Here is a 22,595-nt window from a genome sequence, read left to right as displayed (position 1 = left end):
GAGCGAATTTCATTTCCCGAGACCGCGCTGAAGATGCACCTTGCTCGTTGTCTGCCCGCAAACGGCATGCAGATCCGGCGAGCCCCTCAACGAGACGACATTCAGATCGGGGTGATCAGCCATGCATATCGTGTTCGTACACCGGCACGGTCCAGGGCAATTCGTTCATCTGGCCCGGCGCCTGATTGCCGACGGCTGGGCCGTGACCCTGATCTGCGAGACGCTCGACAGGCCGGTTCCAGGCGTGCGAGTGCTGCCCTACGGCGGTGACGCAGGAAGCACTGCGCGGCCGCGCACAGCGCCCGGGCGCGCGGACATTCCCTATCTGGACGCCGGCCGCAGGGTCGCCGGGATCCTCGAAAAACTCGGCCGCCACGGGCGCAAACCGGACCTCGTGATGGGACACATCGCCTGGGGCGGCATGATGTTCGTCAAGGACGCCCTGCCCGACGTGCCTGCCATGGGGTTCTGTGAATATTATTTCAAGCCGAAAGGCGGCGACATCGGATTCGCGCAGTCCGAAACGCCGACGCTGCAACAGCGCCAGACCTTGCGGCTCCGCAATGCCGTGCAATTGGCCACGCTGGAACAGCTCGATGCCGGCATCAGCCCGACCAGATGGCAGAAGAGCCGTTATCCGGCAGAATTCCAGTCCAGGATCATCGTGCAGCACGAGGGCATCGACACCACCAGGGCCCGCCCGGACGCCATGGCGAGTTTCCGCTTGCCGGACGGACGGCTGCTTTCCGCCGGCGACCCTGTCATAACTTTCGCGGCGCGGGACCTTGAACCCTATCGCGGCTTTCCACAATTCATGCAGGCGGCCGCCAGGGTCGCCGGCCGGATACCAGAAGCCCAATTCGTCGTTGCCGGTGGCGATGGCGTCAGTTACGGCCACAAGCCGTCTGAGGGACAAAGCTGGCGGCAACGGCTCCTCGCGGAAACCGGGCTGCCGCCCGATCGGATCCACTTTGTCGGTCAGGTGCCGCACCGCGACCTTGTCCGCCTGTTTCAGGTCTCAGCCGCTCATGTCTACCTGACCTATCCCTTCGTGCTGTCCTGGTCCTTCCTGGAGGCCATGGCCTGCGAAGCCCCTATCATCGCCTCCAACACCGCACCGGTGAAGGAGGTGATCCGTCATGGCGTCAATGGCAAACTGGCCGATTTCTGGGACACCGAAGCCCTGGCCGACGAGATCTGCGCCACGCTGCGCGACCCGGCAAGTCATCTCGCCATGCGCAAGGAAGCACGTCGGACGGCCGTTTCCAGGTTCGAGCTGTCGGCCTGCGTCCTGCGGCAACAGGCACTGCTTCGAAGGCTGTCGCATCCTGCAGGCAATCCGTCGCCTGCCCGGAGAAATGCATCTTTGGGCACAACGCCAGAAAGGCAACCGGCATGAGACTGGAAGCAACCGAAATACCGGACGTCCTGCTTGTCGTTCCCGAATGCCGTTCGGATCAGCGCGGATATTTCGTTGAGACCTACAGCAAACCGGTTTTCCGGTCCTTGGGGATTTCAGCGGACTTCATTCAGGACAATCTGTCCTTCTCGGAGCGCCAGGGCACAATTCGCGGTCTCCATTTCCAGACAGGGCCGCATGCCCAGTCCAAACTCATCCGGTGCGCAAGGGGCGCCATTCTGGATGTTGCCGTCGATATCCGGCGAGGCTCGCCCACATTCGGCCTCCATGTCGCAAGGGTCCTGAGCGCCGAGAACATGCATCAGCTGTATATTCCCAAGGGATTTGCCCATGGGTTTTGCACGCTGACGGCAGCAACGGAAATTCAATACAAGGTCGATGCAGCCTATGCGCCGCATAGCGAAGAGGGAATTCGTTTCGACGATCCTGACCTTGCAATCGACTGGCGGCTGGGCGGCGAACCGGCTTTCGTTTCGGAACGCGACAGAAATCTCCCTGCATTCACATCACGTTCGGCCTTCACCAACGCTGAAACGCCAGAGGTATTGCCATGAAGCTCCTGATTACCGGAGGCGCGGGTTTCATCGGCACGGCACTATGCCGCCACCTTCTTGCCAAGACCGACGCCGAGATCCTTGTTTTCGACAAGCTCACTTATGCCGCCAATACGGCTGCGGTCGACGACTTCAAGGAGGACAAACGCTATTCGTTCGTCCAGGCCGATATCTGCAATCATTGGAAAGTGGACTTGGCGCTCCGTCGCTTCAGGCCGACCGCGGTCCTTCATCTGGCGGCTGAAAGCCATGTCGACCGGTCGATCAGGAATGCCGCGCATTTCATCGAAACCAATGTTACGGGAACGATGGTCCTCCTTGAGGCCGTCCGCAGATATCTCGCGTCGCAGGATAGGCAAAGCGCGGCGGCTTTCCGTTTCCTGCATGTGTCGACCGACGAGGTCTTCGGCGACCTGGCCGACGACGGCAGTTGCGGCGTCTTCAACGAGAAAACGCCCTATAGCCCCTCGTCGCCCTATGCCGCAAGCAAGGCCGCATCCGATCATCTGGTGCGTGCTTGGTGCCGGACCTACGGGATACCGGCGATGATCACGAACTGCACGAACAACTACGGTCCCGAACAATTTCCTGAAAAACTGATCCCTCTCGTTTGCAGGCACGCCATGAACGGCTGGGCGCTGCCGGTCTACGGCGACGGCAGTCAGATCCGCGACTGGATACATGTCGACGACCACGCAAGCGCCCTGTTGTCGGTCCTGCAAAGGGGCACTCCGGGAGAAACCTATGCCATCGGTGCCCGCAACGAATGCCGCAATCTCGATCTGGTCCGTCTGATCTGCCGGTCTCTCGACAGTTTCCGGCTTGAAAAAGCGCCCCATGAAAGCCTGATCCGCTTCGTTGCCGACCGGCCCGGCCATGACAGGCGCTATGCTGTGGACCCGAAAAAGATCGAAACGCAAACGGGTTGGCGGGCGGAAATCAGCTTCGAAAGCGGAATTCGCGAGACGGTTCGCTGGTATCTCGACAATGCGAACCGCCGGGGGAGTGAAACCCGGGACCCGCAGCGGCCCGCCGAACCGGTTCGAGCGTCCATATGACCCGGAGGACCCGAGTTCTGGTGGCGGGGAATAACGGGCAACTCGCACGTGCACTTGCAAGCCTTGCCGGAACCGCCCCGGATCTTGATCTTCGTTTCTTCAGCCGCGAAGAGCTGGACATAACGGACGCCGGGGCGTGCCAGGCGACGATGGACCGACTGCGCCCTGACCTCGTTTTGAATGCCGCCGCCTACACAAATGTAGACGGGGCGGAACGGCATCATCTGGAAGCCGAGACCGTTAACACGGTCGGTGCGGGCAACCTGGCGCGGGCGGCAGCAACGCGTGAAACGCCGGTCATCCATGTCTCGACGGATTATGTGTTCGACGGCAGCAAGCCCTCTGCCTATGACGAAGCGGACGCAACCCATCCCGTCAATACCTATGGAATAACCAAATTGGCAGGGGAAGAGCAGGTCAGGCTGTCCAACCCGAAGCACCTCGTCGTGCGCACGGCGTGGCTTTATTCTCCCTATGGCCGGAATTTCGTCTCAAAACTGCTGGCCGCCGCATCATCCGGACACGCACGCAGCATTGTCGCCGACCAGATCGGCAATCCGACCTCCGCCCAGGACCTTGCCAAGGCCCTGACCGGCGTCGCCCGGCGCCTGGCCTCGATCGACTGGAACACGCATTCTGGCGTCTACCATCTGGCCGGACCGGAACCGATGTCCCGGTTCGACTGGGCAAGATTGGTCATCAGCTTGTCCAGCCGGATGCACGGACCGGGCTGCCCGATCCTGGCGGCAACCACTGGCGAGTTCCCTACACCCGCGGCCCGGCCGCTCAGAACCGCTTTGAACAGCTCCAGATTTCAGGAGGTGTTCGGTTTCGACTTTCCACCACCGGAAGCAAGCTTGGGTGACGTGCTTCGATCCATACTCCAGGTCAGAGAAGGCGTGTCATGAAAGGCATCATTCTAGCGGGCGGCGCCGGAAGCCGGCTCTACCCGATGACAATGGCAAGTTCCAAACAGCTGCTGCCGGTCTACGACAAGCCGATGATCTACTACCCTCTGACGACCCTGATGCTTGCCGGCCTGAAGGAGATACTGGTGATCTGTACGCCTCGGGACCTCGATGCCTTTCAACGGGTTCTCGGGACCGGAAAACGGTGGGGCATCGAGTTGACATATGCCGTTCAAGATCGCCCCGCCGGCATCGCAGAAGCCTTTCTGATCGCGGAGGTTTTCCTTGACGGCCAGGCATCGGCCCTCATCCTTGGCGACAATATCTTTCACGGCACGGGTCTTTCGGAAAAAATGACGGTGGCCCGCAGCCGGACAAAAGGGGCGACGATCTTCGCCTATCAGGTCAAGGACCCGGAACGATACGGCGTCGTTCAACTCGACCGGAACGGCATGGCACGCTCCATTGTCGAGAAGCCCGCCTCGCCTGTTTCGGACTGGGCCGTGACCGGTCTTTATTTCTACGATGCCACGGTCGTGGACATCGCCAGAGGCTTGCACCCTTCCGCGCGCGGCGAGCTCGAAATCACTGACGTCAACAACGCCTACCTCGCACGGGGCGACTTGAGCGTCCAGACACTTGGCCGGGGCTATGGCTGGCTCGATGCCGGAACGCCGGAATCCCTTCTGGATGCGGCGTCTTTCATTCAGACCCTCGAGTCGCGCCAGCGCCTAAAGATCGCCTGCCCGGAAGAGGTCGCCTTCCACCAGGGCTGGATCAGCAGAGAGCAACTGCAAGAACTTGCCGCGCAAATTTCAGGTTCGGCATACGGCCAGTATTTGACCTGGATCGCAAATGAAGCCGCGCATGCCGGTCTCGAAGTAGATACCGTGCTCGCATCCTGAGGCAGCCGTTCTCCAGTTGGGCCTGCAAACACACGGCGCAAGAAGGACCTCTTCAAATTATCCCGCACAATCCTGGATCCGCGTATTTAAGTCCCGGAAATCCGCCGGTGGTGATCTATTGGCAGCGCCTTCAAACCGCTTCGCCGCTGTCTCTCCGGCCGAGGACAACAAGCGTTGGCGACACCCACAACAGAAGACGCAAGACAAAATCAGGGCACAGGCGGACAACGGCTCTCAAAGGCCTGCGCATTTCAATTTCCGCCATGGATCTCAAGGCCTCGATTGTGATGTCTTCAAGGCTTAAACCCGCACCCGAGAACAAATGTTGCAATTGCGATCTTGAAAGGGGGCGGCAGTCGTATTGGGGACCCTTGCCTGTCACCCTTATCAGCCAGGAGGCTACCGGCCGCGGAAACCAGCTCAAGAAGGGGAGATCGAAGTGATGCTCCCAGAGGGCCCAACGGTTGGGGACCGCCAGATAGACCAGGCCGTCCGGCTTGAGCACACGATAGATTTCCGACAGATGATGACGCTGTTCGTTTTCTCCGCCGACATGTTCGATGACGTGATTGGATATGACGACATCAAATCTGCCGGTCTCGAATGGAATGTCCGTTGTTTCCGCAAGCCTAAAATTGATCCCAGACGCTGCCAGCCGATTGCACCTGTCAACACCACATACCTGCCCGACCGGCCCCACCTCGTCCAGGAAGACGCTGGCAATGTGTCCGGATCCTGTGCCGACGTCCAGAAGGTACAGGTTCGCGAGAGAACGCCTCCGCGCAAGTATTTCACGGATCTTCTGCCCCTTGCGCAGCCGGGATTGCCGATCAAGGATCGCATGATCACCCAAACCGCTGCTAATCATGGCGCATCGGTTTCTGAACCCGGCATCGGGCTGGTGCCAAATCCATGTCTTGAAATCCTGGCGGCATAATTTCGCCAGGAAAGAAGTTCCGCGCTGGACTTTGCCTTGATGCCTGCACGCTCGGCCGTCTCCCGATCGAGCGACCTGAATATTTCAGCGAGCGCCTGAGGCTGTTCGGAGGGAAATACCCAGCCAGCCTCAAATTGCTCGACCAATTCACTCAATGCGGGATGGTCGCTTACGATGACAGGTCTCTGATAGTGGAATGCGGTCGCCACGATGCCCGAGCCCGTCACGGATCGATAGGGTAACACCACCGCGTCACTTCGATCGAATAGCTCCGCTGTATCTGCGTCGCTGATGTATTCGGGGAGAAGCTGAACCTGATCGGAAATGCCCAGCGTTTCGATCAGCTCCCTTGTCTCATCCAGACCTTGCCAGAACTCGCCCGCCACGGTGAGGCGGATGTCCTTGCGCCTCGAAAGCGCAAGCGCATGCAGGGCAACATCAAGCCCCTTATAAGGTCTTACAAAGCCATAAAACAGCAACTCGAGGGTATATTCTCGCTCCAGGGTGTGCTTTGCGGGCGGAAAGTCATCGTATAGCGGTATCGGGAATATGTCGACTTTAGCCCCGGGGAAATGCTGCAAGACCTGCTCGGACAAGGCAGCGCCATGGGTCACATATCGATCGGCCTGACCAAGACACCAAAGACTGAGTTTCGATTTCCAGGCTGCCTGATCATGATCGAAAACGTTGTGAACGATGGCACAGGTTTCACATCCGCGATTGCGCAGTGACCGCGCCATCCATCCCAGCGCCGGCGCCTGAAAGAATGTCCAGGCCGGATAGATGAGCAAATGAGGTTTCCAGGCAGCAATCTCCCGAACGGCCTTGAACCATGTCAGCGGATTGATGCCATCGATGATCCGCCGCTCGTCCAGGGTGCCGGGTTGCGTATGCTCCTCGGCAAACTCGGATTTTCCCGGATACAGGAACGCCGGATATTGCCGCTGGTAGGACCACACTTTCACACTGGCCTGTTCGCCAAGGGCAGCTGCTGCCCGAGCGGTATGTCTGGCTATACCGCCGCGTGTTGGTGGAGTTGGCCCCAGGACTGCAATTCGTTGTTCTGAAGCCATTGGTTGGATCTTTGCCAAACTGCCAAGTGTGTGTCCGTAAGCCAGGCACGCTGAAGGCCAAACGAGAATGTGCCCGGACGATCGTTATGGAGAATAATCAGGTTTGAAGGGCACAAACGGCAGCTTCGGCGAAGTGTACGGTTGTGTCACCGCATTCGCCCGCGATAGGTTTAGGCGCCGGACTTCATCCAAGGTTTTATTCTTATCCACTCGCCTTGCGAAACAAGAAGGTCCCGCAAGTTGGACATGGCCTGGCATCATGTGGCCTTCTGCCTGTTCACGCTGGAGCGGGTCCGGGATTGAAAACTGGCCGGCTGGTCAAGACTGTCGCCCAGATAATATTGCCGCACCAGGTTGTTCGAAGCGATGTCTGCCGGACTGCCCTCTGCCAGAACCTTTCCTCCGACAATGATGTAGGCGTGATCGACTATCGACAGCGTCTCGCGCACATTGTGGTCGCTGATCAGGACGCCCAGTCCGAATTCCCGGATCCGGGTGATCATGACCTGCAGGTCGGAAATCGCGATCGGATCGACACCGGCAAACGGCTCATCGAGCATCAGGTATTTGGGATTGGAAGCAATTGCCCGGGCAACTTCGCATCGCCGTCGCATGCCACCGGAGAGTTTGGCCGCATTTCGGCCGCGCACGTCCGACAAGCCGAAGGCGTTCAGGATCAGACGAAGGATCTCCTGCCGGGCGGCCTTGTTCGGATAGCAGCTCTCCAGGCCCATCATGATGTTTTTTTCAACCGACAGCCCTCTGAAAACAGAGGACTCCTGGGGCAGGTAACTCAATCCGAGTTTTGCGCGCGCAAACATGGGCAGCCGCGTAACGTCGAAACCGTCTATTGCCACCTGACCGGCATCAGGCTGGACGATTCCGGTTATCATGCTCATCAAGGTGGTCTTGCCGGCTCCATTGGGGCCGAGGATACCAATCACCTCACCGCGACCGATCCTGATGCTGATACCGTCGATAATCTTGAAATCGCCATACGACTTTTCAAGCTTTTCTGCAGTCAAGCATTTGGTCTTTTGATCTACAGTATTCAGCAAACTTGTTGAGCCACTTCATGGAGGGCGAAATCGCCGCAGGTTCAGGTTTAATCACTTCTACAGCGTTATCGCTAGACGCAAGGTCCTCACCGCCCGGGCCTTCGCAAAGAGACAATCAATCCGCTTTCGAAATTTGGCCCATTGTCATGTCGCACCCCGGCAGAGCAAGTCAAGTTCCGAAAACTGATCAACACTCCCATCTCGCGGCTCCCGGATCGGCGCAGGTTTACCGCTGTGCGATGACATCAATCCGGCCGAACGTCAGGCACAACAGCAAAACCGTAGCCACAGCGATCACATTGACTAAAACAACCGCCGATATAGTGTCGTTTCCCTCGGCACGCAGAGAGCATTGGTGATCGGACCGATGACTATGGAAGTATAACGATCTCGATGGCAATGGCCAAGCAATCGAGTATTATCAGCCGAAGTGAATTATAAAATACTCGGGGTTTGGGAAATTGTCTGATTTACCTGCGGCGGTTTCGCCGGAAACAACATCTTATGACGAAGAAAACTCTACCCTTTCCCCCCACTCGGAGGAGCGGCCAAAAGCCCAAAAACCCGCTTCTACAGGTTATCGCGTTCCACGTTATTATCAGATCCTGAAGCACAACATTGGCGGATCGGGCGCCCTGGGTGCCGGTGATCTTTTCTATCAGAATTTCGAAGGCCTCAACAACAGGCTGGCGACGCTCAAGGGCCGGGAATACATCAACTTTTGCAGCTATAATTACCTCGATCTTTGTGGTGATCCGCGTGTGGCGGATGCGGCCCAGGCTGCTATCGAAAAGTACGGAACGTCAGTTTCCGCTTCGAGGATCGTCAGCGGTGAACGTCCGATCCACCTTGAGCTGGAAGCAGCGATTGCCGACTTCGTCGGCACGGAAGCCGCCATTGTCTTTGTTGGAGGCTTCTCCACCAACGAGGACACGATTGCCCATCTGATGGGCGAAGGCGACGTCATATTTCATGACGAGTACATTCATAAGAGCGCCCAGCTCGGCGCAGCCATGTCCGGTGCGAAGACCGTTTCCTTTCCGCACAATGATCTGGAAGCGTTGGAAACCGCTCTGCGAACGCATCGCGTGCAGGGCAAGAACGCCCTTATCGTCGTCGAAGGCGTTTACAGCATGGACGGCGATATTCCCGATCTGCCGAAACTGATCGCACTCAAACGCAAATACCAGACATTGCTGATGGTCGATGAGGCACATTCAATCGGGGTGCTGGGAAAAACCGGCCGGGGCCTCGCCGAGCATTTTGGCGTGAGCCCTGCTGACGTCGATATCTGGATGGGCACGCTCAGCAAATCGTTTGCAAGCTGCGGTGGCTATATCGCCGGCAATGGGGAACTCATTGAATATCTTCGCTATACCGCGCCCGGATTTGTTTACAGCGTGGGCCTTGCGCCACCGATGGCAGCCGCCGCGCTGAAGGCGCTTCACCTGATCCAGGAGGAACCGCACCGTGTTGCCCGACTTCACTCGCGGGTTTCGCTCTTTCACAAGTTGGCGCGTGCGGCAGGCATCAATATCGGCGCTTCCAATGCGGCTTCCGCGGTGCTGCCGGTCCTGATCGGCCAGTCGGATGTCACGATCGCCTTGTCCAGAACCCTGATGGACAAGGGCATTCTGGCCTTGCCCATCGGCTATCCAGCCGTATCGAAATCGAAATCCAGGATCAGGTTCTTCATCAGCTGCAGTCATACGGACGAGGACATCGAAAGCGCGGTTGACATCATGACCAACGAGTTGAACCGCAGTCGATGACAGAATGCCGGGAGAGAAGCACCGGAGCGTGGCGTGGTCCGGTTTTGCTAGTGAAGGCAGGCTGCCGGTGAAAGACGGCGCCAACAGATGCGGGACAGGCCAATGCGGCTAGCAGACCTGAATGCCATGGCCTTGAGTGCTCGGCGGCCCGTTTCGCTAGGTTACCTTGCAACCCTGTCCGCGGACATTCTCAAGATCACGGCAATTGTTCTGATTACGATCGAAGCGCTGTTTCTGTCGGATGTCATCGTCAGCCGTGTGCTGCCGGAATTGCTTGCTCTGGGGACGGGGATTGGCAGCATATGCTTGATCGTCCTCTATTCCGTTCCCAATGGCTTGTTCATTGCTCTGCCTACAGCGCTCCTCATAGGGGTGTATTTTGTCGTATTGAGGCGTCGGGAGAGCCAGGAATTCAAGATATTCGCCGGCTTTGGCTACGGCGCCCGAACGCTTTACATCACCGCCGTCTTCATCGGCCTGACAGGGGCCATCACATCACTCGCTCTATCGGGTTTCGTCGAGCCTTCTGCCAGGTTTCATCTGGCCACAACCTTGCAAGGTGTTGCGCACCAGGCGATCCGCGAGGGAGACCTGACGTCCGGACGGTTCTACCAGGTCGCCGATACGACGTTCTACGCAGCCTCCGGGCGTTTGAACGAAGGCGCAGGCGATGTCTTTCTGCACCAGAAACGGTCTGAAGATGTTGGCAGGGTCATCGTCGCCAGCAGCCTGTTCAGTCCGCAGATCGACGAACAGAACCGGTTTGGTCTCCTTCTGAACAATGTGAGCATTTACGAGTTTTCAGACCAGACAGGACCACACAGCTCCAGGAAATCCAGCAAATCCTCAGCAGACTGTGCCGAGTGTGGTCAAAGGAGCGGTCTGCCGCCCCTGAAGCACATGTATGTCGAAAAATTCCACATGGAATTGCCCAAGGTAAGTGCAGAATTGATGCGCGATTGGCGCCATCCAAAGGAAGCAGACTTTTTTGAACTGTTTTCTGTTCCCGAATGGGATTCCAGACATGTCGAAGTCTTCGGGGAACGCCTGTTGCGTGCGGCACTGTGCCTGGTAACGCCCCTTCTGGCCCTGGTCGCAGTTGCATTGACGACCAAGGCGACGTTGCTTTTCTCGCTGCCCGCGGCAGCCGGTGGCGTATTGTTTCTGAGCTTTTTTGCCTCCAACAACGTCGGGATGATCAGTCAATTCGGCATATGGGCGACAGTCGCGGTCATACTGGGCGGGGCGCTTGCAATATCGGGGATCCTGATTGTCCTCGTGAGGAAGCTGCACGGCAATTTCATCCGCTCGATCGGCGTTTCCGTGTGACGAGCCTGTAACTCAAGCGCACTCAGACAGCGACTTCAGACAGCGACTTCAGACGCAGGCAAGGGCAATGTCGGCATCGCCCATGGCCACCAGCTTGCCGGCCTGATAAAGCGTTATTCTGACGATTGCCGTCTGATTTGGTCGGTTCACAACCACGATCTTTCCAGAAATCCTCAGGCTAATGTTGGCGAGCGCGGGGACGACAAAGCGCATGCTCAGCTTGCGCATCGTGCCGAAGTGGGGCCAGTTTTCAACGTAGCTGGTCACCAGCGCCATCAGAAACATTCCCTGAACGGGAACGTCTTCCAGACCCAGATCTCTGGCAAGCTGAAGATCTGTGTGGACGGGGTTGTCATCACCGGAAACGAGAGCATATTCGGCGATCTCGTCGGTGGACAGACCGGACATTGTTTCGTCGCCTAGAACCATACCGGGTTCGATGAGGTGACCGCTCATTGCTGCTGATCCCGAGAACTCACGACAGCGAACAGGCTGGTCATGACCGCCAACGAAACTTCCTGCATGTTCGAGACCTGTGCAGACATCTTCAACGCCTTGCCGTCGCGCAGCTTTTCCACACGGACATCGAGATTGTAGGTCCCGCCGGCTTCGAGCGTGCTTGACATTTCTATCGTCTGTTCAAGATGCAGCAGCGCGGAGCGTACCGGATTGTCCGCGAGGCCCGCGGCTTCCATGATCCAGTCCCGCATTTCCCTCAGTCCATACCAGGCAGCGGGAAACGTCAGCGGAACGCTCAAGGCAGAGGCCATTTCTGCGTCTGACCTTCTGGAGACGACGCGTTTGAAGCTTTCGAGCTTGTCTTTTTCGACGGTGACGAGAAACCGACGCGCATCATTGTCGGTTTTCCGGTTGTCATGCGAGGGAGACATCGAAAGACTATTTGATGCCGGTTGCAATGAGGGTTGAGTTGACACCCCCAAACGCAAATGAGTTGCACATGGCCGCCTTCAATGACCCCAGTTCAACACCCTCCGCCGGCAAATACAAATCGCATCTGGGGTCGGCCTCGGTCAGGTTGATGTGGGGTGGACAGAGTTTTTCAAGGACCGATTTCACCGTTACAACGAATTCGAGAGCGCCCGAGGCACCAAGTGTGTGGCCAATGACCTGCTTGATCGAAGATACGGGGATCGACGCGGCCCGGTCGCCAAAGACTTTCCGGATCGCAGAGGTTTCGTTGATGTCGTTCAGGATTGTCCCGGTACCGTGCGCATTGATGTATCCGATGTCGCCCGGTCCCATCTCAGCGTCTTCCAGGGCCAATTGCATGGCGCTTGCCGCGCCATCGACATCGGGCTGAATGATGTCCCTGGCGTCGCTGCTTGTCCCATACCCTGAGAGCCATGCCAGGGGCTCTGCTCCGCGGGCCTTCAAGGCACCTTCCGACTCGATCAGGAAGACGCCCGCCCCCTCACCGAGCACAAGGCCGTTCCGGTCCCTCGAAAAGGGGCGGCACTTGTTCGGACTGAGGACCCGCATCAATTCCCAGGACTTCATCGAAGCCTCGGTGATCGGAGCTTCGCTGCCTCCGACCAGGGCCCGGTCGACGAGCCCGTGGCGGACCATCTGCATGCCCACTCCGATGGCCTGGCTGCCCGAGGAGCAGGCACTCGACACCGCAAAACAGGGTCCGGTAATCTTGTTGACGATACTGAGATGCGAGGCAGCGGCGCTGGGCATGACCTTCGGTATCGTCAAGGGATTCAGCCGCCGTTCGCCGGCGAAAAATTTCACATAGGATTCATCGGTGGACGTGATGCCGCCGATACCGGTGCCGATAATCACCGCACATTTCGGCCCGGCCAACACTTCCGCCGAGATGCCGGACTGGCGGATTGCTTCGGCGGCAGCAACATGTGCGAAATGGGTGAAGCGGTCTGTCCGCTGGAGCTCTTCCTTCGACAAATGGTCTTCCGGCACAAACTCCTTGAGCGTCGCACCAATCTTGACACGCACCGAACTGTCTTGCGGAAGATCCAAAGACCCAACCTGCGAAATACCGTCTTTCACCGTATTCCAGAGCGTATCAACTCCAAGACCGGCAGCACTGACGGCACCGATGCCGGTGATGCCAACCCTATTTCGCATTTTGGTCAAATTCGGCAGGCTCTCCGGCAACCAGCGCCCGGTCGATTGCGGCAACGAATTCCGACATGTTCCTTGCCGATGCAAGGTCGTTGTCCACCGGGAGGTAGATGTTCAGCTTTTCTTCGACACCCATGAGGATCATGACCACATCCATGGAAGCCAGACCCAGTGTTTCCAGGGTCGCATCCGGCGTGATCAGAGCACGATCGATGGCGCCGTCCTCGGCGATAATATCAATAATACGCTCGAGACGATCGGGAGTTTCCAACACCGGCCACGTCGCGGTCACCGGATGTTCGGCTTCTTCACTCATTCATGGGTGTCCTGGGTTCACTTCTAATTTGAAAGCGTCAAAGACCGGTCGTACAATCGCAGTGTTCTGCCTATTTGAAAACCCTGCTGTTTCAATATGTTTCGGAGTGGTTCGTTGTTATCGAGCACCCAACCCGCCTCGATTGCCCCGCTTTGACGATTGAATTTCAGAAGACGCTCGATGATTTGCTCGACCATCGACATGGCGACGATCGCGCCCCCGACGGAATGACGAATTTCGGGACTGATTCCGAACAGAATGATCCTGCCCGACCGGAATTTATGGAAGAAGGATCGATAGACCAGTTTGATCCAGCCAATTATCGTCGGGTTCGGCCCAAGATCGGCAGTAATTTCTGCAAGGTTGGGAATTACGACCGCCATGGCGACGGGCATGTCCGCCTTCTCGACGATAACCCCCATTTCTTCTTCCAGAAACGGCTTCAGATCGGTACCGAGGCCTTCCAGGTCTTCCGGTTGCAGCGGAACGAAACCCCAGTTGTCCTTCCATGCTGAATTGTAGAGCGTGCGAACGATTTCCAGGTCTCGAGCAAAATTTTTGAAATCAAGTTTCCTGACCCGGACGTCCCGGGGCAGCCGGGGAAGTCTTGGCCGCGTTGCGTAGTCGGCTTCCTTTTCCTGCAACCAGTCCAGGCGCCAGTAATGTAGGTCCCTGCATTGCTGGTAGGGCAACTCGTCGAAATGGTGCTTGATGTAAGGCGGATGCCACGGAACCATTATCATGGGTTCCAGATCATGCCCGTCCACCAGCAGCCCCGCCATTTCGTTCATGTTCAGGGTAATCGGACCGACAACGCGCTCGACGCCCTTCGCAAGAAGCCATTCCTCGGCCGCCTGGAGGAGAGCCCGGGTCACTTCAAGGTCGTCTACCACATCGAGGCAACCGAACAATCCGGCATTTCCATACGCGGAAGGCGGTTGGATCCTGTCGATTTGTGCTGAGATCCGGCCAACCAGTTTGCCATCCTTGTGCGCCAGCCAAAACTGAGCTTCGCCATGTTTGAAGAAGGGGGCCTTGCGCGGATCGAGGATTTTCCGCATCTCCAGTTCAAGCGGAGGAAAATAGGTGTCGAAGTCGCGATACAACTGTGTCGGCACGGACATGAATGTCTGCAGCCCGGATCTTGAGCTGACCTTTGAAACTTCAATGACCATCAGATTGCGCGACCTGTTTCAGCGGAGGAATTGCGAGTCAAAAAGACGAACTCTGGGCTGTCGTCACGATGATGCTTTGCAATGAAAATCAACTCGGCACGATACATTTCTGACGCCAAGGCTGATCTCGGCGCGATCACCAAGGCTCGTTGTATTTGAATTTACCTTGCAGGCAAGTACTTATATCGGCGGAAGTGGCTGTTTCAGAAACGCTTGGGCTCGATGTAATTTCTTCCGCCGTTTCTTGTGTCTTCGATACCCTCCACCCTTGGCGTTGTTTCTTTCCAATAGCGGGTTCGGCCAAACCGGTATGCGTTTTCTTCGATCAGCAGCGGATTTCAGCCGTAAAAATCAGAACAAGGAGCGTTTTATGCATGTTGCAATCACGGGTGCCACGAGTGGATTGGGCTGGGAAATCGCAAGGCACTATGCAAAAAACGGTTGCTCTCTTCTGTTGTCCGGCCGCGATGACGAACGGCTCAAGGAGATCTCCAAGGTTTGCCGGGACCTTGGGGCAGAAGTCTCCGCCAGAAAGATCGATATAACCGACGCGCCTGCCGTGGATGCCTGGCTCACCCAGGCTGACGCAGAAAAACCGATCGACCTTCTCATCGCAAATGCGGGCATCGGCGGCGTTGATGTTGTCGTGGCAGAGCATGGTGAAACCGCGGAATTGGCACGGCGCATTGTCGAGATCAACACGACCGGAACCATGAACACGGTTATTCCGCTGATACCCCGTATGACGCGGAGAAAGCAGGGGCACATTGTCATCGTCAGTTCCATATCGGCGGAAATCGGATTGCCGCAATCGCCCGTCTACTGTGCTTCAAAGGCAGCGCTGAGCATTTATGCCGATGCGATCCGGCGCCTGCTCAAACCGCATGGCGTGGGCGTGACGTGCGTTTTGCCCGGCTTTGTCGACACTCCGATGAGCCGCTCCCTCGATCTTGCCAGGCCATGGTGCTGGCCTGCCGAGAAAGCCGCCAGGCGGATCGCGCGCGATGTCGGGAAAGGGAACGCACACTCCATTTTTCCCTGGCAGCTCAGATACCTGATCGGACTGGAGAAAATCCTGCCAACAGGACTGTCCGACTTGCTGCTGCAGTCGGTGGCGAAGAATGCCGGGCCTGGAAACCGATAGCGTGGTAGCGCAGTTCGGCGCTTCAACCCTGCCCGCAGGTTCTGGGCGACGATGGCTTCAGGGAGACCGGCTGTCGAGATGCAATGACGGCGCCATGCGCGGATAATCGCAACCACAGCCATCCTCGCACGGCTTAAGGGTGCGGCGTGGCGCTCTGCGCCTTTTGCCGGTCGGCAGGATCGTTGCCGGTGCTGCGCTGCGCCAAACCGTGATCGCGTTCATAGCCGTCACGCACCCAAGGATAGACCTCGGCAACCTCGTCGTCATAGCCAAGGTTTCGGACTGTCGTCGAGTGCTGCGACGACTTGTCGGCCGTGCCCGCAACCCTGTCCATCAAACGGGTGCCAATCCCGTAGTTTTGTGTTTCGCAGATGAAATGGTGTCGCAGGTGACTTTGTTTGTGACTGGCGATCCAGCTGTTCTGGAAATCCAGTTTCAGATGTGCGCTGGCATGCATGAATTCATAGTAGGTGAACATCAGGAAATTGGTTGTCAGCATTGCCGGAAACAGACCTTCAAGATGCAGAATTGCAGCTGGTATTGCGGCCAGGAGCACCAGAAGCGGGGCCGAGGTCAGGGGAGAGGCAAACAGGACCGACAGGTTGTTCGGGTCCATGTGGTGATCGTAATGCAGCCGGCGCCAAACCGGGGCGGTAATCGCACTCCGGTAAAAGAGGTTCGAATGGAGCACATAGCGGTGCAGGACATATTCGACGAGCGGGTAGAAAATTACCGTCAGAAGAACGGCGACCGGCAGCGCGATGACGTTTCCACCCATTGCCGCAAAGACGATCAGGCCGGCAAGACTGACCGCCAGATACATCTTGACAGCATAGTGGCCGCAGATCGCCCCAACCAGCTCCCACATTGTTCCGTATTGACGCTGGCGATATTTTTTGGACCAGGCCTTGTCACTTAGCATCTGGTGTTTTCCAAACGGCAGGAGAAATCGGGCGTTTCATACAACCGCGAAGACCGGCCCCGGGTTTATGAGGCAGAGTTTTATAGCAGAGCCTTGATCGAAACAATTGACCAGAAGGCCGGAAACAGGCGGCGCTTCCCTCAAAGCCTTCTCTGCCGGCCGTCCCGCCTCTCTGACGCAATTACAGCTTGAGCTGATCGATGGCAGGAGCAGGCTTGGTCACGTAGGCATAGACCGCGACGATGCCGCAGACAGCGGCAATCAACGGAAGGCTCCAGGCTGCGATCAAGACGGGGATGTAGCCGTGATGGCCAAGCATCAACGAGATGCTGAAAAAGAAATACGCCGCAAACCCCACTGCCGCCACCGCCAGGGCCCGATACGGCATCATGTCGGACTTGAACCGGGTCATAGCCAGATGGGCGGTCAAGAGCGCCATCGCCATGCAGTACAAGATGCTTGCGTAACGCTCGTAGGCGGCCATTTCGTATTTGTAGAGATTGGGAACGCTCTCTCCCTGCCCGATGAGCGCATGCAGCAGCGGCTGCGGCAAAAGTATCGGCAACACCCCGAAATTCTCCAGCCATAGCGGGCTGAGCGGCAGATCGATCTCGAGCGTTTCAAACCGGGTTTCATCCATTTTGGGCCTTGGCCGACTTTCTGTTCTGACCGTCGGAAAATCGGTTACGGCACCGTCAAGAAACAGCCAGCGATCGGGCTGCGAACCAGCGCGCGCCTGGTCCGCCCGGATGATGCGATGAAGCTTGTGATTTTGCCCGAAATTAAAGACATACACCTCGTTCAGATGCGCATCGTCCGTGATTTCGACGCGTGTCTTGATGATAAAATTTCCGACTGAAATCCATTCGGTCTTGCTTTGAGCAGGCCGGTCGAACTTCAGTCCGTAGGACCGATGGGTGCTGGCGGATTCCAGTTCGATGGTCGCCGGCTTCACAAATCCGGCAACGGTGAAATGCAGGATACCGACCAGACTTCCCACCAGCAGTGCCGGAACCAGCGAGGGGACATAGGATTTGCCGCAATTGAACAACATGAGGCGCTCGCGCGAGGTCGCGAGAGAATACTCTGCCCACACAATCCCCCACACGCCTGCAAAGAGCAGAACTGACGGCGAGACGAAGCTCACGCGCAGAAGCGCATAGTAGACGAGGTGAAAAAAGTTGCCGGACTGCGAACTGTTCGGCTTCGCGTCAATCACGTTGTCGATGTTTGCGGATATATCCAGGGCAACGACGATGGAGATCGTAACCAAAGCCAGGATGGTTGCGCGCTGAAGATACAACGCTGTGACGAAGCGTGTCTCAAGCCGAACCAATGCGCCCGGCAACATCCCCCATCGGTTCCAGAGCCTTCGCAGGTCTGTGCGGGAGTGCCCGGACTGCTCCTTTGAGAGATCGGCGGCCAAGGTGTTACCCTTGCTTCGAGTTGGGCGAAGACCCCTGCCCGGCCGCCGGACGGTCTCGGGGCAGATGGACGATCCGGCTGAAGGTAGACATCGACCTGTCGAAAATGAACCGGAACAGCACCGCCGTCCACGACCGGTAGGACTTCAGGCCGTCATAATAGTCCGGCGCAAGCCTTTTCAGCTTGGGCAGGTTGTTCCAGGGGATGCTCGCGAAATCGTGGTGCTCGTTGTGATAGCCCATGTTGAAGCAGAGCCTGTTCAGCGGCCCGTAGTAGGAGTGCGTTTCCTGCCCGTCTCCGTCGGTATAATGCTCCTGGATCCAGCGCCCTCCGACGGGATGAAGGCCAAGCGCGAAAAGCGTCGACAGGCCGAGATAGGCCAGCGCTTTTGGCCCCATGAAGGCAAAGAGCAGGAGGTCGACGCCCAGCACGATGACGATATTCGCGACGAGCCAGCGATCGACCATTTGCACATTCTTGATCTTGAGCGGTCTCAGCGCCTGGGAAACGCCCAGGAGGAACACCCAGATGAATTTCCGTATCGCCGAATTGCCTACCAGTTTGCCTTCTGCGCGGCTTACGACATCCGGATCCATGTCATATTGGCCGAGATACTGGTGATGCATCAGGTGGTACTTGCGAAATGCCATCGCGCTGGGAACCAGCAAGGCAAAGTCGCCGAATATTCCCAGGATCTTGTTGTAGGTCGGATTTCGGACAACCAGGTTGTGGGTGCACTCATGCATGATCACGTAAAGCGCATGGTTGACAAAGGCACCAAGCAAATAGGCGAGCACAAACACCCAGAGCCAGGACACGTTTGTGACCGCATAGCTGACGCCCAACTGCAGAAAAACCAGAGCTACGGACCACACGACCGTAACCGGATTGGTGCCCATCAGCGCCCGGACTTCCGGGTATTTGGCCTTAATCTCTCGAGCTCGCTTGATATGAACGTTGTGTTCATGATCGTAGCTGAAGTCTAGCGGCACGCTTCAACCCCCGTTGCAACGCCGGTTGGCGCGAATTTCAACGACGTGTACATAGCAGTAATTGATGTGTGTTCAAACGAGCTACGGTCGTGCAATGCCGTCGATGGCATCGGAGCGGGACCTCGATTGGTCTTGTCAGGATGCTGCAAATCTTGTCATTTCCCGCTAGTGGAGCGAATTTGACATTTGAGTCCCGCTCGCGGCTAGGCTGATGCTCAAATGTCAAATTCAACAGCTCCACTAGAATCATTTATTTATCTAGTGGTTCTTATGATTCTGACATTTGCTCCAGCGCTAGCAGCAGGGGGATGCAAATGTCAGAATCGAACCACTAGAGCGGGGCAATTCATAGGAAACGAGGACATGACCGTAGCGGTTTTTTTGATCGCGAGCGCAGCTGCCGTTGCTGTCCTGACCTTCGTGTTGTTCGTCTCCGTGGTTTATTCGCTAAGTTGCAATCCATTGACATCCTGGAAGTCGGCCCTTGCCCGATATTCCAAATCGGAGCGTGTGCCGGTGGTGGTGTCCTTGACAACGACGCCCAACCGCCTGCAGGGCACCACCATCAAAAATGTGCTGGCCTCGGTGTTGGCGCAGGATCCCGCACCGCAGGCGGTGGAAATCAATATTCCCTACGAGATGAAACGCCTCGGCACAAAGTACTCGGTGCCGCAATGGCTGATTGACAGCCCGATCGCTGTTCACCGGTGTGAGGATCTGGGGCCCGCCACCAAATATGTGAGCACCCTCCAGAGATATGCCGAAAAGGATGCCGACCAGAAAGTCCTGGTTATCGACGACGACATGATCATGCCGGTAGGACTGGTCGGAGCCGCCAGCGCCAGTATGGACGCCCATCCGGATTGTGCGGTTTGCGGCCACGGGATGGTGCTGAAAAACAAGGGGACGCCTCAGGTCAGGCTGTCCCTGACGAATTTCGTCACCGGTCACAAAACCGTCCTGCGTGTACTGAGTGAGCATCGGCAGGAGATAAGGCATGTCGGTGATTTTCAGAAAGTGGATATGGTCACCGGCTATCAGGGATACGGGGTGCGGCCGCGCTTTTTCGATATCGCCAAGCTTGCAGCCTATTCGGATCTGCCGGACGAAGCAGCGTTCGTCGATGACATGGTCATTTCCGCCCGTCTCGCCGAGCGGGGCATCCCCAGGATCGTATGCGGTTCCTTCAGGCCTTTCACGCTGGAAAGCGCCATGACGGTCATCGCGTTTGTTGCCGTATGGCTCAAGAACCTCATCAAGCCGGACTTCCGGTCCGAGACGTTGAGCAGCGGCGTCAATCGCAGCAACCACAACAATGATGTCGTGGCACGTCACTTCTGGAAGGTCTGGTAGAAAGGCATATACAGCGTAATCGATGCAGAAAATCTTATGCTTCTGCACGGTTTGGATTTCAGTTGAAGAAACCTCGCGTGTTGTTGTATGCCAAATGCGATATTAGGGTCACGTGATGTGAAACCGTGTGTGCTCTTTGTCGTCTCGATCGGCATGCTGATGCTTTTACAGACTTTTCTGAATTAATTACGCAAAGGTTTGCGATGGACCTGGCCAGTCACAAAAAGAAATACTTGGATCAAGAATGTGGTTCAGGACGAATTGGTCAACGCGAACCGCGCGATCCAGGGGACCGGCTCTCCGAAGCCGGGACACCTTTGTCCCAGTCCTGCTTTAGCGCCATTGACCTCAGCAAGCGCGATCAGGTCTGAAATGGACGCAATAGTAAAACTCGAAGGCGCGGTCATCAAAGACCGAAGCTCTCTTCACAAACCCTATTCAAAAATCAGTCTGGAACCCGGTGAGCCACCCGTCACTCAGTTGATGTATCTCGTCTGGACACAGCGGCCCGATCTCAAGAAGCGATACGATCTCACGACAAAAAAGGGACGGCAAAAGCTCCGGACCTGGTATGCAACGCATGGCGCCATCGAGCTTGACCTGGTGCACTGGCTGGCCGATTGCGCCGGCGCTCCAAAGGAGCATCCGCGCAACTACGGCGACCTCGCCAAAAACCTGATCGTGCATTTCCAACCGCTTCTGCTTGTCAAAATGGTGGGCGCACTTTGGAGATGGAACGGCCCGATCGTCCGGCGCACGGAAAAACTCGGGCTGACGATTGGGCTGCACTCACGCGATTTTCTGGTTGCGGTCGCAAAACGCCTGCCGAACTTTGCACGCGTGTTGCGGACCGAAGAGCTCATTCCGGCGCCTGCGGCGGCTCCGGGCCGTATCCACCCGCTGCTTAACTTATCTGCGGTCGAGGACCTGGAAGTTTCCGAGTGCCGGTCCATGGATAGCGGATTGCCGGAAAAAGGCGTCAACATCATCGGGTATGCCTTCGGTGAGCTGGGGCTCGGCGAGGACACACGAACCGCGGCGCGGGCTCTGGCGCTCCATAATGCGCCTGTCGGAGTGGTGAATTTCGATCGTGGTCTCTTCACCCGGCAGCAGGACAAATCCGCAAAGCAGTGGATCAGCAACGAGTGCAGGTATCTGACAAACCTGTTCCCGATGGCGGTGAACGAGGCGCATAGCGCGATCCTCAATATTGGGATCGCAAACTATGACCGGCGCTACAACATCGGCTATGCGCCCTGGGAATTGCCGAAATGGCCAAAGGCATGGATGAATTACCTGGACCTTCTCGACGAGTTCTGGGTCTCCACCACCTTCACTTACAACGCCTTGCGCCCCTATACAGACAAGCCCGTCCGGCTCATGCCGCTCGCGGTGACGATTGACGACGTTGCACCCGTCAAACGCAGCGATTTCGGTCTGCCGGACGACGCCTTCCTGTTCTTTTTCTCCTTCGATGTGACCTCCTCGGTGCACCGGAAGAACCCCTTTGCGACCATCGAGGCATTCAAGCGTGCCTTTCCCAGGGGAGACGAACAGGTGGGTCTCGTCGTCAAGGTGATGAACCTCGATCCGCTGGTGCCCAACTGGCACCGGCTGATGGAGGCGACCAGCGGCGACAGCCGGATCCATTTCATCTCCAGAACGCTTTCGCGCTCGACCCTGATGGGCCTGGTCTCGAAATGCGACGCTTATGTTTCGCTCCACCGCGGCGAAGGGTTCGGCCGCGGCCCTGCGGAGGCGATGCTGCTCGGCAAGCCGACGATTGTGACCGGGTTTTCCGGCAATCTCGATTTCACCAAGCCGCACAATTCCTGTCTGGTCGATTACAAGTTGATCGACGTCTTGCCGCACGAATATCATTTCGGCGAAGGTCAGCAATGGGCTGATCCGGACGTGGATCATGCAGCCGAATACATGCAGAAATTGACGCAGGACCGCGATTTCGTGGAGCAACTGGGACGCGCCGCGCGCGAGCAAATCCTGACGCACCATAGCGCCAGGATTGCCGGAGAGCGATACTGCCTTCGCCTGAATGAACTCGGGCTGCTGTAACCGAAAACAGGGAAGGCCTGAAAGGAACGCAGTCCCGGCATTCTTGCCGGTGCGTCATCCGGACCAGGAAATCAC

21 protein-coding genes are annotated in these 22,595 nt (G+C 57.2%); 10 read left to right on the top strand and 11 right to left on the bottom strand.

Annotated features, from left to right (window positions below; translation table 11 throughout):
• The first annotated feature begins 121 nt into the window (after window positions 1–121).
• From ACX3M4_RS25110 to rfbA, 5 genes are read left to right on the top strand one after another with little or no spacing between them, the layout of a single operon-like run.
• Window positions 122–1,399 carry a glycosyltransferase gene (locus ACX3M4_RS25110; protein WP_459355706.1) on the top strand — a complete coding sequence of 426 codons (1,278 nt, stop codon included), beginning with the start codon at window positions 122–124 and terminating at the stop codon, window positions 1,397–1,399.
• Window positions 1,396–1,974, top strand: coding sequence for a dTDP-4-dehydrorhamnose 3,5-epimerase (rfbC, locus tag ACX3M4_RS25105; RefSeq protein WP_459355705.1), 579 nt, complete (start codon window positions 1,396–1,398; stop codon window positions 1,972–1,974). The genes ACX3M4_RS25110 and rfbC overlap by 4 nt, the downstream gene beginning before the upstream one ends.
• Window positions 1,971–3,032 carry a dTDP-glucose 4,6-dehydratase gene (rfbB, locus tag ACX3M4_RS25100; protein WP_459355704.1) on the top strand — a complete coding sequence of 354 codons (1,062 nt, stop codon included), beginning with the start codon at window positions 1,971–1,973 and terminating at the stop codon, window positions 3,030–3,032. The genes rfbC and rfbB overlap by 4 nt, the downstream gene beginning before the upstream one ends.
• Entirely contained in the window at window positions 3,029–3,940 is a 912-nt protein-coding gene (gene rfbD / locus ACX3M4_RS25095) for a dTDP-4-dehydrorhamnose reductase (RefSeq protein WP_459355703.1), read from the top strand. Before rfbB ends, rfbD begins: the two co-directional genes overlap by 4 nt.
• Complete coding sequence (gene rfbA, locus ACX3M4_RS25090; RefSeq protein ID WP_459355702.1) at window positions 3,937–4,845, top strand: glucose-1-phosphate thymidylyltransferase RfbA; 909 nt, start codon at window positions 3,937–3,939, stop codon at window positions 4,843–4,845. Before rfbD ends, rfbA begins: the two co-directional genes overlap by 4 nt.
• Before the next feature lie 130 nt (window positions 4,846–4,975).
• On the opposite strand, the gene ACX3M4_RS25085 is transcribed toward rfbA, so the two are convergent.
• The 3 genes from ACX3M4_RS25085 to lptB form a co-directional block, all read right to left on the bottom strand.
• Complete coding sequence (locus ACX3M4_RS25085; protein ID WP_459355701.1) at window positions 4,976–5,713, bottom strand: class I SAM-dependent methyltransferase; 738 nt, start codon at window positions 5,711–5,713, stop codon at window positions 4,976–4,978.
• A complete protein-coding gene (locus ACX3M4_RS25080) occupies window positions 5,710–6,855 on the bottom strand; it encodes a glycosyltransferase (RefSeq protein ID WP_459355700.1) in 1,146 nt (381 codons plus the stop codon). Before ACX3M4_RS25080 ends, ACX3M4_RS25085 begins: the two co-directional genes overlap by 4 nt.
• A gap of 257 nt (window positions 6,856–7,112) precedes the next feature.
• Window positions 7,113–7,880, bottom strand: coding sequence for an LPS export ABC transporter ATP-binding protein (gene lptB, locus ACX3M4_RS25075; RefSeq protein ID WP_459355699.1), 768 nt, complete (start codon window positions 7,878–7,880; stop codon window positions 7,113–7,115).
• Window positions 7,881–8,374: 494 nt separating this feature from the next.
• Here lptB and ACX3M4_RS25070 point away from each other — a divergent pair, with 494 nt between their 5' ends.
• Together ACX3M4_RS25070 and ACX3M4_RS25065 are read left to right on the top strand one after the other, a co-directional pair.
• Complete coding sequence (locus ACX3M4_RS25070) at window positions 8,375–9,685, top strand: aminotransferase class I/II-fold pyridoxal phosphate-dependent enzyme (protein WP_459355698.1); 1,311 nt, start codon at window positions 8,375–8,377, stop codon at window positions 9,683–9,685.
• Between the two features lie 102 nt (window positions 9,686–9,787).
• A complete protein-coding gene (locus tag ACX3M4_RS25065) occupies window positions 9,788–11,014 on the top strand; it encodes an LptF/LptG family permease (RefSeq protein ID WP_459355697.1) in 1,227 nt (408 codons plus the stop codon).
• A 48-nt stretch (window positions 11,015–11,062) separates the two neighbouring features.
• Here ACX3M4_RS25065 and ACX3M4_RS25060 read toward each other — a convergent pair whose 3' ends face one another.
• From ACX3M4_RS25060 to ACX3M4_RS25040, 5 genes are read right to left on the bottom strand one after another with little or no spacing between them, the layout of a single operon-like run.
• The gene (locus ACX3M4_RS25060; RefSeq protein WP_459355696.1) at window positions 11,063–11,470 is read right to left on the bottom strand and encodes a MaoC family dehydratase; all 408 of its coding nucleotides are present in this window, start codon (window positions 11,468–11,470) and stop codon (window positions 11,063–11,065) included.
• Window positions 11,467–11,904 (bottom strand): hypothetical protein, encoded by a 438-nt coding sequence (locus ACX3M4_RS25055; protein WP_459355695.1) that lies wholly within the window; start codon window positions 11,902–11,904, stop codon window positions 11,467–11,469. The genes ACX3M4_RS25060 and ACX3M4_RS25055 overlap by 4 nt, the downstream gene beginning before the upstream one ends.
• Before the next feature lie 7 nt (window positions 11,905–11,911).
• A complete protein-coding gene (locus ACX3M4_RS25050) occupies window positions 11,912–13,123 on the bottom strand; it encodes a beta-ketoacyl-[acyl-carrier-protein] synthase family protein (protein ID WP_459355694.1) in 1,212 nt (403 codons plus the stop codon).
• Window positions 13,113–13,436: an acyl carrier protein gene (locus tag ACX3M4_RS25045; RefSeq protein ID WP_459355693.1), complete on the bottom strand. Its 324-nt coding sequence runs from the start codon at window positions 13,434–13,436 to the stop codon at window positions 13,113–13,115. The genes ACX3M4_RS25050 and ACX3M4_RS25045 overlap by 11 nt, the downstream gene beginning before the upstream one ends.
• A gap of 23 nt (window positions 13,437–13,459) precedes the next feature.
• Window positions 13,460–14,611, bottom strand: coding sequence for a hypothetical protein (locus ACX3M4_RS25040; RefSeq protein ID WP_459355692.1), 1,152 nt, complete (start codon window positions 14,609–14,611; stop codon window positions 13,460–13,462).
• Window positions 14,612–14,879: 268 nt separating this feature from the next.
• Between ACX3M4_RS25040 and ACX3M4_RS25035 the strand changes: the two genes are divergently transcribed.
• Window positions 14,880–15,755, top strand: a complete 876-nt coding sequence (locus tag ACX3M4_RS25035) for an SDR family NAD(P)-dependent oxidoreductase (RefSeq protein WP_459355691.1) — start codon at window positions 14,880–14,882, stop codon at window positions 15,753–15,755.
• A 133-nt stretch (window positions 15,756–15,888) separates the two neighbouring features.
• Here ACX3M4_RS25035 and ACX3M4_RS25030 read toward each other — a convergent pair whose 3' ends face one another.
• From ACX3M4_RS25030 to ACX3M4_RS25020, 3 genes are all read right to left on the bottom strand, one after another.
• Window positions 15,889–16,677, bottom strand: coding sequence for a sterol desaturase family protein (locus ACX3M4_RS25030; RefSeq protein WP_459355690.1), 789 nt, complete (start codon window positions 16,675–16,677; stop codon window positions 15,889–15,891).
• A gap of 181 nt (window positions 16,678–16,858) precedes the next feature.
• On the bottom strand, window positions 16,859–18,103 hold the full coding sequence (locus ACX3M4_RS25025; RefSeq protein WP_459355689.1) for an LptF/LptG family permease: 1,245 nt from the start codon (window positions 18,101–18,103) through the stop codon (window positions 16,859–16,861).
• 4 nt (window positions 18,104–18,107) lie between these two features.
• Window positions 18,108–19,094 (bottom strand): fatty acid desaturase, encoded by a 987-nt coding sequence (locus ACX3M4_RS25020; RefSeq protein WP_459355688.1) that lies wholly within the window; start codon window positions 19,092–19,094, stop codon window positions 18,108–18,110.
• A 270-nt stretch (window positions 19,095–19,364) separates the two neighbouring features.
• On the opposite strand from ACX3M4_RS25020, the gene ACX3M4_RS25015 reads away from it, so the two are divergent.
• Both ACX3M4_RS25015 and ACX3M4_RS25010 read left to right on the top strand, forming a co-directional pair.
• Complete coding sequence (locus ACX3M4_RS25015; RefSeq protein WP_459355687.1) at window positions 19,365–20,447, top strand: hypothetical protein; 1,083 nt, start codon at window positions 19,365–19,367, stop codon at window positions 20,445–20,447.
• 372 nt (window positions 20,448–20,819) lie between these two features.
• Entirely contained in the window at window positions 20,820–22,520 is a 1,701-nt protein-coding gene (locus ACX3M4_RS25010) for a glycosyltransferase (protein ID WP_459355686.1), read from the top strand.
• Window positions 22,521–22,595: the final 75 nt, after the last annotated feature.

The organism is Roseibium sp. M-1 (assembly GCF_054515675.1).
Note: the sequence above shows the minus strand (reverse complement) of the source record. Positions and strands in the feature narration are given on the sequence as shown.